Raw genomic sequence first — 13,221 nt, forward strand, 5'->3', positions numbered from 1 at the left:
AAAAGCCGCAAGTCAGGGCGTACTGCGTCGGCGCGATGGACGTCGCGCGAAGGGTTGCAGCGAGGAGAGCGATAAATGAACGAGTTCGAACAACAGGCAAGTGCGTTTGCCGATACGATCAATGCCGAGTTGAGTGACGGGCGGCTGGTCTTTCCGGTGTCGATGGAAGTGACGCTGCGCATCAAGCGGCTTGCCGACGACCCCGATTCCAGTCTCGACGAGATCGTCGCCGTTGTTCAGGCAGAGCCGGTGCTGGCCGCGAAGACCATCCGCATGGCCAACACGGTGGCGCTCAACCCCTATGGCGCGCTGGTCGATTCGGTGGGGGTGGCGGTAAGGCGCATCGGCCTGTCGTCGCTGCGCAGTCTGGCGTTTGCGGTCGCATCCGAGCAACTCGCCGGGGATCACCGCTCGCCCAACATGCGAACCCTTGCGCAGGGCTTGTGGATGCGCTCGCTGGATGTTGCCTCCTGGTGCTTCGCCCTGGCTCGCAGGACGCAGGCAAGCAACCCGGATACCGCATTGATGGCCGGCATGCTGACCCAGATCGGGCAGTTCTTCCTGATTGCGCGGGCGTCCGACTACCCTGCGATGGAGCGCAATATCGACCGCTTCGCCGAACTCGTGGACCGACTTCACGTCGATGTCGGGCGGGCCGTGCTCGACGTGTTCGACGTGCCGGAATCCATCCTCGACGGTCTGGACGCAGAAAACGGTTACACCGGCACATGGCCGCCGGCTGACCTGCACCACATCGTGCAGATTGCGTCGATGGTGTCCGAATTTCCAGATCCGCTCGACGGCCTGCTGGGCCGCCATCCGCAGCGGGGGCCTGCGACCACGGAAGGGTTCGGCATCGACCCGGCTGAACTCCAGTCCTTGCTGCATGATTCACAGGATGAGCGGCGGCAGATTCTGGAGGCAGTCAGAGGCTAGGTCGAAAGCACTAAACTTTTCCTGGCATGAGCCGTTAACCTCGGCCTCAGAACCGAGATACGCTCATGATCAACACGCTCACACTCAGAACCCGGATCGGATTACTCATTCTTGCAGCCTTCATCGGCATTACGCTCACCGACGCAATCGCTGCGTTTCAGGTCAAGCGTGAGCTCATGGAGGCGCACAAGCTGCAGATCAGCGCGACGATCCAGTCGGCAGTTCAGCTTGTTGCCGGGTTTCACGATCAGGTCGCAAAGGGTGAGTTCGCGGAGGATGAGGGCAAACGCCGGGCGCTTCAGGTGCTGAGCACGATGCGCTACGGCGGTGAGGACGGCAAGACCGAGTATCTCTACGTATGGTCGACCGGCGGCGCGTCGGTCATGCACCCGTTCCGTCCGGAGTGGCGCGGCAAGAACATGACCGAGGAGATCCGCGACGGGCAGGGCCGTTACACCATCAAGGACATTCTGGCGGTTGCCAGGTCGAGTGGTGGCGGCTTCGTTGATACCTCGTTTCCCCGCCCGGGGCAGACGGAAGCGGTCGACAAGCTGCAGTACGTGATGGTCTTTCAGCCTTGGGACTGGATCATCGGGACCGGCGTCTACGTCGACAATGTGGAGGCGGCATTCAACAAACGCATGATGCGCGATCTCGGTATCGCGGCCCTGATCATGGTCTTTATCGTTGGTTTCGGGTTCCTGATTGCGCGCTCGATTCTGCGCCAGATTGGCGGCGAACCCGCAGAGGCTGTGCGCTTGATGTCACGTGCAGCAGGGGGGGATCTGACTGTCGATGTCGGGGCTGCGGCCGAGGGCAGCATGCTGGCGGCACTGTCGGGGATGTTGCGCGCGTTTCGCGAAATGATCGGGCAGATCTCGGGCGAAGCGAGCCGGCTTGCGAGCACGGCCGAGGGCATCACGCACGCCTCTGACCAGGTCGCGATTGCGGCACACAGACAGGCCGACTCGACCTCGTCGATGGCTGCGGCAATCGAGCAGATGACGGTGTCGATCAACCACATCTCCGATAACGCCAAGGACAACGAGCGTGATTCGACCGCTGCATCCGAGATGGCAGAAAGTGGGGAGCAGAAGGTGGCGAACGCCACCAGCGAGATGCATCACATCAGGGCGTCGGTTTCGGCCGCGGCAGATCAGTTGCGCTCGCTCGAGAGCCAGACCAATCAGATTTCGTCGATTGCGAACGTGATCAAGGAGATTGCCGCGCAGACCAACCTGCTTGCGCTGAACGCGGCGATCGAGGCGGCACGTGCAGGCGAGCAGGGGCGTGGATTTGCGGTGGTGGCCGACGAAGTGCGCAAACTTGCCGAGCGTACGTCGAGTGCGACCGAGGAGATCGGCGGCATGATCGGCGCGATTCAGGCCGACACCACCCGGGCGGTGGGCACGATGGAGCAGGTGCTGCCGCAGGTCGAACACGGGGTGGGGCTTGCGCAGGACGCAGCGCAGTCGCTGCGTGACATCCGGCACGGGGCAGACAACATGCTCAACCGCTTGCGCGATGTTGCTACGGCAACGCACGAGCAGAGCGCCGCGAGCGATGCGATTGCGCAACAGGTCGAGGCCATCGCCCAGATGGTCGAGCAGACCAGCGTGTCGATGCAGAACACCTCCGCGTCGGCCCATACGCTGGAGCGCGTTGCCAAGGATCTGAGCGCCATGGTTTCGCGCTTCAAGCACTGAGACTGACAATGCAGCGCGGGATGTGCTCCGCGATGCGACCCGACCCGTTGCGCGCGTTAGCCCCGGGCCGAGCTTCCGGAGTGCAGCGCCTCGAAATGAAGTGCGATATCGCAGGTTCGTCCGCCGGCAAACCAGCGGGCGACTGCGCGGGCACCGCCTGAGAAACGGTAGGAGTACTCCTCTGATACCGGTTTCGGCACATGGACGGCAGGCTCGAAGGGGCCCAGCCGTTCGCGCAGCGACGCTGCAAAATCGCCTCCCAGTGCCGCGCAGGCGGCTGCACTCCTTGCCTTGGGCAGTGGCGCAAGCGGCAAGGCGATAATCTCCTCGATGCGGCCATCGGTGCCGGCCATGGACATTACGCTCAACGTGCGAACGCCGACTGTCAGCTGCACGGTGACCTGGTCGCGGGCATCGCAACCCGGTCCGACATGGGCGGCGGCAGGGTCGAAGCGGAGCGCGTCGGCGGCAGCGTCGCGCAGCGGACGCTTCAACAGGAAGGGGCCAAGGCCCTGCGCCTGAAAATCCGGCGCCTCCACCTTCATTCTTGCCACCGACATGCCGCTGCCAGCCACCAGCAGGCAGGAAGCTGTCACGCAAACGGCCGGCAGCAGCACATGCCGGCGCTTCATCGGGCTACTCGGCCTTGACCACGCCGCAGGCAATACGCGCACCGGCGCCCCCGATCGGCTGGGTAACGTGGTCGTCCCTGTTCTCGTGGATTACAATTGCTGCGCCGTCGGCGTCGAGCAGGGCCGGCCTTTCGCCTGCGCCACGCAGGCTGGCAAGCGAGGTGAACATCTCGGCTTCGACCGAACCGTCCGCGTGCACGAAAATGACCGGCAGGTCGCCTGCGTCCGGTCCCTCGGGGTTCATCAGGCCGTGTTTCCTGCCGGTTGGGTTGAGATGCCCCTTCGAGGCCACAAAGCCCTTGTCAGGGTCTTCGCAGGTGCCGACGCTGTGGATGTGAATGCCCTTTGCGCCTGGCGCAAGACCCTTCGCAGACACCTGGATCAGTATCCCGGTGGGCGCTTCGGTCAGGGTGATGCTTCCGGTCGCTTTGCCGCTGCGGTCCATCAACTCGGCACTGGCGCGGTCGGCAGCGCCTGCTGCGCTGACCGTGCCGGCCAGGAGCAGGGCAAGAATCAGTTGTGATTGCCTATGCATGGTTGTTAGTCCCCCGTCTGATTTGGCGCGTGATTTCAGCATAGGTGATGCTGTGTGCTTCGCCCGTATTTCTCTCCTTGTCGCCGGATGGGCGAGATTTTTCCTCGAGGACTTGCTCACTTGCCCGTCGATCGGCTACAAGAATCGAAACGACATGAGGTTGTCAGCGATGACGGGGTGGATGCGTTACTGGTTGGGCGTGGTAAAGGCGACGGTGCGCATCTGGCTTGATGCACAGGTGTTCATTCACGCGGCGGCGCTTGCCTTCTTCACTGTTTTCTCGGTTGCGCCGGTGGTGATTGTCGCGGTCAGCATCGTCGGGCTGGTACTGGGCGAGAGCGCTGCACAGGGGCAGATAGCTCAGCAACTCGAAGCGGCCATCGGGCCGGAAGCCGCTGCCGCGGTGCAGACCGCGGTGGAAGGCAGTCGGGTGGAGCGCAGCGGCATCCTGCCCACGCTGGCAGGTCTTGGCGCCATGCTGTTCGGTGCAACGACGGTGTTCGCGCAGATGCAGAATTCGCTGAATGCAATCTGGGGCGTTGCGCCCCGTCCGTCACGCAGCAGCTTGCTGGTGTTCATCAAGGGGAGGCTGTTGTCGCTGACGGTGGTGCTTGGGATCGGTTTCGTGTTGCTGGTGTCGCTGCTGCTCAGCGTCATCGTGCGTGCGGTGGTTGTTTTCGCTCAGGACTGGCTGCCGATTCCAGCGCCCTTGTTGCTCGGTGTCGATGGTGTGGTGTCCTTGCTGGTCGTCACCCTGTTGTTTGCGACGATTTTCCGTGTCTTGCCCGACGTGGTGCTGGCATGGCGGGACGTCTGGCTGGGTGCGGTGGTCACGGCGCTGCTGTTCGGCTTCGGACGAATGCTGATCGCACTCTATCTGTCGACGACCGCCACCGCCTCTACCTACGGTGCTGCGGGCTCATTGGTCTTGTTGCTGATGTGGGTGAATTACTCGTCCCTGATCCTGCTCCTCGGTGCTGCCTTCACGAGGGCAAACCTGCAGGCGCGAGGGCTTCCGGTGCGGCCGCGCATGACCGCCGTATGCGTGGAGCGCGCTGTCATCGAATAGCAGGTGCGGGCCGCACGGGTATCGCTGGCAACGGTGGGCAAGCGTGTGTACCATGCGAACAGAATGGGCCAAATAATATTTGCCCAAAAATGTGTGTTACAATTGCGGCTTCAAAACTATTTATGCTGGCCTTCCAGATGCATGTGACGAATCATGTGTATCTGCCTGCGACCCGGCGTTACCGGTTGCCCTGAAGTCCCCCATGTCGGACTTCCTCCCTGGCGTCAAGCAGGGGTAGAGTGCCACCGGTTACCCCCTGTATCTAAGTACCGTGTCGTGGCGCCAGCGCCCATTCGATGCAGGCAAAACTCGTTGTTAAGGATTTATACAAGGTCTTCGGGGACCGTCCCCGCGAAGCCATGAAACTGGTGGCGGAGGGGCTCGACAAAGCCGAGATTTTCTCCCGCACCGGTCAGACGCTCGGCGTCAATAACGCTTCATTTGAAGTCTACGAAGGCGAGATTTTCGTCGTCATGGGCTTGTCCGGCTCAGGCAAGTCGACCCTTGTGCGCTTGCTCAATCGCTTGATCGAGCCGACGGCTGGTAACGTGATCGTTGATGGACAGGACATCGCCAAGATGTCCGATACCGAGTTGCGCGATTTCCGGCGCAAGCACATGAGCATGGTGTTTCAGTCCTTTGCGCTGATGCCCCATCTCTCGGTGCTCGACAACACTGCATTTGGCCTGATGCTTGCCGGCGAACCCGAGGACAAGCGCAACGAACGTGCCATGGTCGCGCTGGAGCAGGTGGGTCTGGCGCAATGGGCCGCAAGCTATCCTGATGAGCTGTCGGGTGGCATGCAGCAGCGTGTGGGCCTGGCGCGGGCGTTGACCAATGACCCGTCGGTACTGCTGATGGACGAGGCCTTCTCGGCACTCGATCCGCTGATCCGTGCCGAAATGCAGGACGAACTGGTCAAGCTGCAGGCGGGTCAGAAGCGCACCATCATCTTCATCTCGCATGACCTTGATGAAGCCATCCGTATCGGCGACCGCATCGCGATCATGGAAGGGGGTAACGTGGTTCAGGTGGGCACGGCAGAGGACATCCTGCGCAACCCCGCTAACGACTACGTGAAGTCCTTCTTCCGCGGCGTCGATGCCACCTCGATCCTGTCGGCCGCGGATATCGCGCGCCGCACCCAGATCAACATCATCGACCATGCCGGCATGGGTGTGCGCAGCGCACTGGAGCGGCTGCGCTCCCACGATCGCGAATTCGGCTACGTGGTGAGCCCCGATCAGCGCCTGATGGGTGTGGTGTCGATCGATTCACTGAAGAAGGCTGCGCGCGAGAGCGAGAACCCGAAGCTGCGCGACGCTTTCCTGTCCGACGTGCAGGTTGTCGCACAGGATCAGTCGATTGCCGAACTCTATGAGCCGCTGACCAAGTACCCCTACGGCCTGCCCGTGGTGGACGAGAAGGGACGCTATCGCGGTTCGATCACCCGCAACATGATGCTTGAGTTCCTGCATCAGCAAACCTCGGAGGCGACTCAATGAGCGAGCAGAACAGCGCCAATCCGTGGGCCGCGACAACGGAAACGCCGGCCGAAGCGCCGGCAGCAAACCCCTGGGCCGCCACGTCTGAAGCCCCGGCCGCTGCACCTGCCGACAATCCCTGGGCCGGTGCCGCACCTGCGGACGCGCCGGCTGCGCCTGCCGGCGGAGAGGCCGCGAACGACTGGCTTGCGCAGTCGGTGCCAGCCTCGGATGTACCCGACAAGCCGTTTGACTGGTTGCAACCCTTCGACAATGCGGTCATTCCGCTCGACGATTGGGTCGACTCCGGTCTGACCTGGGTGGTCGATCACTTCCGTCCTGCGTTTCAGGCGATCCGGGTGCCGATCGATGCCACGCTGACCGGCATCGAGCATGGACTGCTCGCAGTACCACCGCTGCTGATGATTGCCTTGATCGGTCTCATCGCCTGGCAGGCCAGCGGACGGCGACTGGCGATCGGCTCGGTGCTGTCGCTGCTGATGATCGGCTTCATCGGTGCGTGGAGCGAAGCCATGGTGACGCTGTCGCTGGTGCTGACCTCGGTTGCGTTCTGTATGGTCATTGGCTTGCCCTTGGGCATCGCAATGGCTCGCAGCGATCGTCTGGAGTCGATTGCACGACCGCTGCTCGATGCGATGCAGACCACCCCCGCGTTCGTGTACCTGGTACCGGTGGTGATGTTGTTCGGTATCGGCAATGTGCCCGGCGTGGTAGTGACCATCGTGTTTGCGCTGCCGCCATTGATCCGCCTCACCAACCTCGGCATCCGGCAGGTCAGGGAAGATCTGATCGAAGCCTCGCGGGCATTTGGTGCATCGCCTTGGCAGTTGCTGACCAAGGTGCAGTTGCCGCTGGCCATGCCCACGATCATGGCCGGCATCAACCAGACCCTGATGCTGGCGCTGTCGATGGTGGTGATCGCCTCGATGATCGCGGTAGGCGGACTGGGGCAGATGGTGTTGCGCGGTATTGGCCGCCTCGACATGGGTCTGGCGACGGTCGGTGGTCTCGGCATCGTGATCCTGGCCATCATGCTTGATCGCATCACGCAGGCCATGGCAAGTCCTGGTCGCAAAACCGGGCGCTGGTATCAATCAGGTCCTCTCGGTCTGTTCTTTGCGCCCCGGCGTACAAACAGCACCGGCAATGCGGCGAAGAGTGCGTAATTTCGCGTCTCACTTCGTCACCGACCATTCATAAAGGAGTTACATATGCAAAAGAGAAATTTCCTGAAGCAGATTCTGGGCGGTGCAGCCCTCGTTCTCGCCACTGCCGTTCCGGTCCATGCCGTAGCTGCAGAGATGCCGGGCAAGGGCGTCAAGGTCCAGCCGATCAAGAGCTCGATCGCCGAGGAAACCTTCCAGACCGAACTGGTGATGCGTGCGCTCACGGATCTTGGCTATGAAGTGGCACCGATCAAGGAGATCGAGTACGCGGCAGGTCATATTGCGCTGGGCAACGGCGATGCGACCTTCATGGCCGACCACTGGAACCCGCTGCACGTGGATTTCTACGAGAAGGCTGGCGGTGACGCCAAGCTGTATCGTGAAGGCGTGTATTCCGGCGGCGCGCTGCAGGGCTACCTGATCGACAAGGCGACGGCCGACAAGTACAAGATCACCAGCATCGACCAGCTCAAGGACCCGAAGATTGCGAAGCTGTTCGACACCGACGGCGACGGCAAGGCCGACCTGGCTGGCTGCAACCCGGGCTGGGGTTGCGAGAAAGTGATCGAGCATCACCTCGACGCCTATGGTCTGCGTGACCGGATCACCCACAAACAGGGTTCCTACGCAGCCATCATTGCTGACACCATCGCGCGTGAGAAGCAAGGCGAGTCCGTTCTGTACTACACCTGGACCCCGTACTGGGTGAGTGGCGTACTGGTGCCGGGCAAGGACGTGACCTGGCTCAAAGTGCCGTTCTCGGCACTTCCCGGTGAGCGCAAGGATGTTGATACGTCGCTGCCTGATGGTTCGAACTACGGTTTCCAGGCCAACAACCAGCATATCGTGGCCAACCGCGCCTTTACCGATGCCAACCCGGCAGCGGCCAAGCTGTTTGCCATCATGAAGCTGTCGAACAACGACATCAGCGCTCAGAACAAGCGCATGCGTGACGGTGAGAACAAGGCGGCCGACATCACGCGTCACGTCGACGCCTGGGTGAAAGGCCATGCCGACACCTACAAGAGCTGGCTTGATCAGGCTCGCGCCGCTGCCAAGTAAGCGGCAAACGGCAAAATGAAAAAGGCGACCCGCGGGTCGCCTTTTTTGTCGCTGCTGCCCTGATCAGGCGGCCCGGCCGCTTTCGTCGAAGAGGCCGTCAAACAGCACCGTGCTGAGGTAGCGCTCGCCCGAATCCGGCAGCACGACCACGATGGTCTTACCGGCATGCTGCGGGTCGCGGGCGAGGCGGGCGGCAACTGCGGTCGCTGCGCCGCAGGAGATGCCGCACAGGATGCCTTCCTCGCGCGCCAGACGGCGGGCGTATTCGACTGCGTCCTCGTTGCTGACGGTTTCGACCTGGTCGATCAGCGACATGTCGAGCACGTCGGGGATAAATCCGGCGCCGATGCCCTGGATCTTGTGCGGTCCGGGTTTCAGTTCATCGCCGGCGAGCTTCTGCGTCATGATCGGGCTGGCGGAGGGTTCTACTGCCACGCTCAGGATGGCTTTGCCGCGCGTATTCTTGATGAAGCGCGAAACGCCGGTAATGGTGCCGCCGGTGCCGACGCCCGACACCAGGATGTCGATCTCGCCGTCGGTATCGTTCCAGATTTCCGGGCCGGTGGTGGCTTCGTGGATGGCGGGGTTGGCCGGGTTCTTGAACTGCTGCAGCAGTACATAGCGATCGGGGTCGGCGGCGGCGATCTCTTCCGCCTTCGCGATGGCGCCGGCCATGCCGCGCGCGCCTTCTGTCAGCACAAGCTTGGCGCCGTAGGCGACCAGCAGCTTGCGGCGTTCGATGCTCATCGTCTCGGGCATGGTGAGCGTGAGCGGAATGCCGCGCGCTGCCGCGACGAAGGCGAGCGCGATGCCGGTGTTGCCACTGGTCGGCTCGACCAGTTCCTTGCCCGGGCCGAGCAGGCCCCGGCGATCTGCGTCCTCGATCATCGCGGCGCCAATGCGGCACTTGACCGAATAGGCCGGGTTGCGGCCTTCGATCTTGGCCAGCACGGTTGCCTGTGCGCCATCAATGACGCGGTTGAGCCGCACCAGCGGGGTGCGACCAATCGACTTTGCGTTGTCGGAATACCAATTCGACATGTTTGTAACTCCAGTTATTCAGTTTCGGACTCGATCGTCGTGCATGCCCGCGCGCTCAGTCGCCGTCCGGGGCGCATCACCGACGCCGACGGCGCGCCATTGCGGGCAATCGCACATAGAGTAGCCAATCCAAAGGGTATAACGAAGCAAGAAAAACGAATATCGATCAGAAGCGCTGCACTGAACTTACGCGGCAGCGACACACTCCGAATACAAAAGCACATCAAGGTTTTCCGTTTCCGGTACGCGCAAGATCGGGAGGTGGCTGAATGATGCGTCGGTGGTTTTCGAGGTTTTTCCAGACGGGGCTGTTGCTGTTGGCAGCACTCGTTCTTCCTGTCGGCAGCGCAGCACAAAGCGCTGCACCCGGCGGTGAGGTGCTGGTGCTCAGGATCGACGGCGTGATCGGGCCGGCGACGGCCGACTACGTTCAGGCAGGACTTGCCCGTGCCGTGGCGCGCAAGTCGGGGCTGGTCGTGCTGGAGATGGATACGCCTGGCGGTCTTGATACTGCGATGCGCTCGATCATCAAGGACATTCTTGCCTCGCCGGTTCCGGTTGCAAGCTTCGTCTCGCCCGAGGGCGCACGCGCAGCCAGCGCGGGCACCTACATCCTTTACGCCAGCCATATTGCGGCGATGGCGCCAGCCACTAATCTTGGCGCGGCGACGCCGGTCGCAATCGGTTTGGGCGGCGCACGGCCGGGCGGCGCTTCCCCAGCCGAAGACGGTGAATCCGGGGGTGGAGAGAAGGCGCTTGCCGATGCGGCAAAGTCCATTCTGTCTTCCGGTTCGGACAAGAACCCACCCGATGCAGAGCCAGGGCAGGATGGGGCCGCGCCGGGCGACGACGGGACCAAGGCCCCGGCCGCAAAACCTGCGGCCAAAGCTGCTGCCGGCGGCGACGCGATGGCAGCCAAATCCGTAGCGGATGCGACTGCCTACATCCGCAGCCTCGCCCAGCTGCGTGGTCGAAACGTCGAGTTTGCCGAGCGCGCGGTGCGTAATGCAGAGAGCATGAGCGCAGCCGATGCGCTCGAGCAGGGGGTGATCGAGTTTGTTGCGACCGATCTGTCCGACCTGCTGGCTCAGGTCGACGGCCACGAGGTGCAGGTGGGAGGCCAGACGCGCACCCTTGCCACAGCACAGGTCACCATCGAGCGTGTCGTGCCCGATTGGCGCAATCGCATTCTCGGCACACTTGCCAATCCGCAGGTCGCGCTGATTCTGATGATGATCGGCATCTACGGTCTGTTCTTCGAGTTCACCTCGCCGGGCTTTGGCGTGCCGGGCGTGGCCGGCGCAATCTCGCTGATGATCGCGCTGTACGCTTTTCAGTTGCTGCCGGTCAACTGGGCGGGCGTGCTGCTGGTGGCGATCGGTGCGGGACTGATGCTGGCCGAGGCCTTCGTGCCGAGCTTCGGCGTGCTGGGCGTAGGCGGTATCGTGGCCTTTGTGGTTGGGGGGCTGTTCCTCATGGATACCGAGGTGCCAGGGTTCGGGGTGCCACTGGCGCTGATCGCCGGGCTTGCGCTTGCGAGCGCGGCCGTGTTGCTCGCAATTGGCAGCTTTGCCGCGCGCAGTTTCAATCGTCCGGTTGTCAGTGGGCGCGAAGAGATGGCCGGTGCGCTGGGTACCGTCATCGGTGCGGCCGGCGGCGGCGACTGGTGGGTGAGGGTGCATGGCGAGAACTGGCGCGCGCACTCGGATGTGCCACTGGTACCGGGTGCCCGGATCCGGGTCGACCGTCTGGACGGACTCATCGTGAACGTGTCGCCCGCCGGCACCTCACCAAACTAGGGGGAACATCATGATTGACCTGCAACTGGGCCTTGGCCCGCTCATCCTGCTTCTCATCTTCCTGATCGTCGCGTCGATCAAGATTCTGCGCGAGTACGAACGCGGCGTCATCTTCATGCTCGGGCGCTTCTGGAAGGTGAAGGGCCCGGGTCTGGTGATCGTGATTCCGGGCATCCAGCAGATCGTGAAGGTTGATCTGCGCGTGGTTACCATGGACGTGCCCTCGCAGGACGTGATCTCGCGCGATAACGTCTCGGTGAAGGTGAATGCGATCGTGTTCTTCCGCGTGGTCGATGCCGAGAAGGCGATCATCCAGGTCGAGAACTTCCTCGTCGCCACCAGTCAGCTGGCGCAAACCACCTTGCGCGCGGTGCTGGGCAAGCATGAACTCGACGAGATGCTGGCCGAGCGCGAACGGCTCAATCTCGATGTGCAGCAGATCCTCGATGCGCAGACCGATTCCTGGGGCATCAAGGTGACCAACGTCGAGATCAAGCACATCGACCTCAACGAGAACATGGTGCGCGCGATCGCGCGGCAGGCAGAAGCCGAGCGTGAGCGGCGCGCGAAGGTGATCCATGCTGAAGGCGAAAGGCAGGCAGCAGAGGCGCTGAAGGATGCGGCCGAAATGCTGTCGCGCGAGCCAGCAGCGATGCAGTTACGTTACCTGCAGACGCTGACCCAGGTGGCGGGCGACAAGAGCTCGACGCTGGTGTTTCCGGTGCCGGTCGACCTGATCGGTCAGTTGTTCAATCAGAGAGAGAATCGCGCAGCGCCGGTCAAAGGCGAGTAATGCGGAGATGCACCGGCGTCTTCTGCAAAAGACGCCGGCACTGAACGGTCAGCGCTTGTCGAGGCGGTAGACCTTTTCCGGATTCATCTTGGTGCTCCACGGCAGGCCGCTGTTCTGCCAGCCGTTCTGCAGGCGGAAGCCCGCCTGAGCACCTTCCTTGATCGCTGCGCCCTGAAAGCCGTTGATCACGTACCTTGCATTCGGGAACCCGTTTTCACGCAGGAATGCTGCACTCGGTTCGCCACGCTCACTGCCGGAGCGGCACATCGTGATGATTTCGGTGTCTGCGCCGAGGCCACGCTTTTCCAGTTCAGCCTTGATCTGCGCGACGAAGTCGGGGTTCTGGTACAGGCGGAACACACCGCGCTTCTCGTTCCACTGCGTACGGTCGACGAGCATGAAGGGCACGTTAACATGCACTTCATCGGTGAAGCCGATGAACATGATTTCAACCGGGTCGCGTACGTCGACGAACAACAGGTTCTTTTCCTGGCCTTGAACCCGGGTATGGGTTTCTTCCGCGCTGATGCCGATGTCAAGTGCGTGTGCGCCCAGGCTCAGCAGGCTGAGCGAGCAGGCCAGCAATAGTTTTTTCATGTTGGTTTCCTCTTGGTTGATGAGGCAGGCGGTCAGCGCTGGCGGCGCAGGGTTGCGGCCAGCGGCAGGGTGAGCGCCGCAGCGACAGCACCAAAGCCTGCGGAAATGGCGAACAGGTTGGCCCAGTCCACCCAGTAACCCATGTTTTCGAATGAGGATTTCGTCATCCCCGGTGTGAGCAGGAAGGCGACGATGAGTGCGAGCAGGCCAACCCCAATCGCAGGTTTTACCGCGCCGCACCACGCCGGGCGACCGCGCACGATCGCAATGCCGAAGAGGATGATCAGCAGGGCAGCGACGCCAATGACGACGGGCAGATACATCAAGCCAAGCTCGAAGACGATATTCATGGCAAGCCAGATTTCATACATGGTGCGTTC

At 62.3% G+C, this 13,221-nt stretch carries 13 protein-coding genes; 8 read left to right on the forward strand and 5 right to left on the reverse strand.

What is annotated here, in order from left to right:
- Window positions 1-75 precede the first annotated feature (75 nt).
- Together CEW87_RS14535 and CEW87_RS14540 are read left to right on the forward strand one after the other, a co-directional pair.
- Window positions 76-936 carry an HDOD domain-containing protein gene (locus tag CEW87_RS14535; protein ID WP_108974079.1) on the forward strand — a complete coding sequence of 287 codons (861 nt, stop codon included), beginning with the start codon at window positions 76-78 and terminating at the stop codon, window positions 934-936.
- 65 nt (window positions 937-1,001) lie between these two features.
- On the forward strand, window positions 1,002-2,642 hold the full coding sequence (locus CEW87_RS14540) for a methyl-accepting chemotaxis protein (protein WP_108974081.1): 1,641 nt from the start codon (window positions 1,002-1,004) through the stop codon (window positions 2,640-2,642).
- Window positions 2,643-2,698: 56 nt separating this feature from the next.
- On the opposite strand, the gene CEW87_RS14545 is transcribed toward CEW87_RS14540, so the two are convergent.
- Both CEW87_RS14545 and CEW87_RS14550 read right to left on the reverse strand, forming a co-directional pair.
- On the reverse strand, window positions 2,699-3,274 hold the full coding sequence (locus CEW87_RS14545; protein ID WP_108974082.1) for a hypothetical protein: 576 nt from the start codon (window positions 3,272-3,274) through the stop codon (window positions 2,699-2,701).
- A 4-nt stretch (window positions 3,275-3,278) separates the two neighbouring features.
- On the reverse strand, window positions 3,279-3,809 hold the full coding sequence (locus tag CEW87_RS14550) for a superoxide dismutase family protein (protein ID WP_108974084.1): 531 nt from the start codon (window positions 3,807-3,809) through the stop codon (window positions 3,279-3,281).
- 169 nt (window positions 3,810-3,978) lie between these two features.
- Between CEW87_RS14550 and CEW87_RS14555 the strand changes: the two genes are divergently transcribed.
- The 4 genes from CEW87_RS14555 (at window position 3,979) to proX (ending at window position 8,611) form a co-directional block, all read left to right on the forward strand.
- Window positions 3,979-4,878: a YihY/virulence factor BrkB family protein gene (locus tag CEW87_RS14555; protein WP_108974086.1), complete on the forward strand. Its 900-nt coding sequence runs from the start codon at window positions 3,979-3,981 to the stop codon at window positions 4,876-4,878.
- A 296-nt stretch (window positions 4,879-5,174) separates the two neighbouring features.
- Window positions 5,175-6,383, forward strand: a complete 1,209-nt coding sequence (gene proV / locus CEW87_RS14560) for a glycine betaine/L-proline ABC transporter ATP-binding protein ProV (RefSeq protein WP_108974088.1) — start codon at window positions 5,175-5,177, stop codon at window positions 6,381-6,383.
- Window positions 6,380-7,549 carry a glycine betaine/L-proline ABC transporter permease ProW gene (proW, locus tag CEW87_RS14565; protein WP_108974090.1) on the forward strand — a complete coding sequence of 390 codons (1,170 nt, stop codon included), beginning with the start codon at window positions 6,380-6,382 and terminating at the stop codon, window positions 7,547-7,549. Before proV ends, proW begins: the two co-directional genes overlap by 4 nt.
- 45 nt (window positions 7,550-7,594) lie before the next feature.
- Window positions 7,595-8,611 (forward strand): glycine betaine/L-proline ABC transporter substrate-binding protein ProX, encoded by a 1,017-nt coding sequence (gene proX, locus CEW87_RS14570; protein ID WP_108974092.1) that lies wholly within the window; start codon window positions 7,595-7,597, stop codon window positions 8,609-8,611.
- A gap of 63 nt (window positions 8,612-8,674) precedes the next feature.
- On the opposite strand, the gene cysK is transcribed toward proX, so the two are convergent.
- On the reverse strand, window positions 8,675-9,652 hold the full coding sequence (cysK, locus tag CEW87_RS14575; RefSeq protein ID WP_108974094.1) for a cysteine synthase A: 978 nt from the start codon (window positions 9,650-9,652) through the stop codon (window positions 8,675-8,677).
- A gap of 272 nt (window positions 9,653-9,924) precedes the next feature.
- Here cysK and CEW87_RS14580 point away from each other — a divergent pair, with 272 nt between their 5' ends.
- A complete protein-coding gene (locus tag CEW87_RS14580; protein ID WP_199917219.1) occupies window positions 9,925-11,451 on the forward strand; it encodes an NfeD family protein in 1,527 nt (508 codons plus the stop codon).
- A 10-nt stretch (window positions 11,452-11,461) separates the two neighbouring features.
- Window positions 11,462-12,244, forward strand: a complete 783-nt coding sequence (locus CEW87_RS14585) for a slipin family protein (RefSeq protein WP_108974098.1) — start codon at window positions 11,462-11,464, stop codon at window positions 12,242-12,244.
- 48 nt (window positions 12,245-12,292) lie between these two features.
- Here the strand turns inward: CEW87_RS14585 and CEW87_RS14590 are convergent, their stop codons facing one another.
- Together CEW87_RS14590 and CEW87_RS14595 are read right to left on the reverse strand one after the other, a co-directional pair.
- Complete coding sequence (locus tag CEW87_RS14590; protein WP_108974100.1) at window positions 12,293-12,841, reverse strand: rhodanese-like domain-containing protein; 549 nt, start codon at window positions 12,839-12,841, stop codon at window positions 12,293-12,295.
- A gap of 32 nt (window positions 12,842-12,873) precedes the next feature.
- Complete coding sequence (locus CEW87_RS14595) at window positions 12,874-13,212, reverse strand: hypothetical protein (RefSeq protein WP_108974102.1); 339 nt, start codon at window positions 13,210-13,212, stop codon at window positions 12,874-12,876.
- Window positions 13,213-13,221: the final 9 nt, after the last annotated feature.

The organism is Parazoarcus communis, assembly GCF_003111665.1.
GTDB classification, from domain to species: domain Bacteria; phylum Pseudomonadota; class Gammaproteobacteria; order Burkholderiales; family Rhodocyclaceae; genus Parazoarcus; species Parazoarcus communis_B.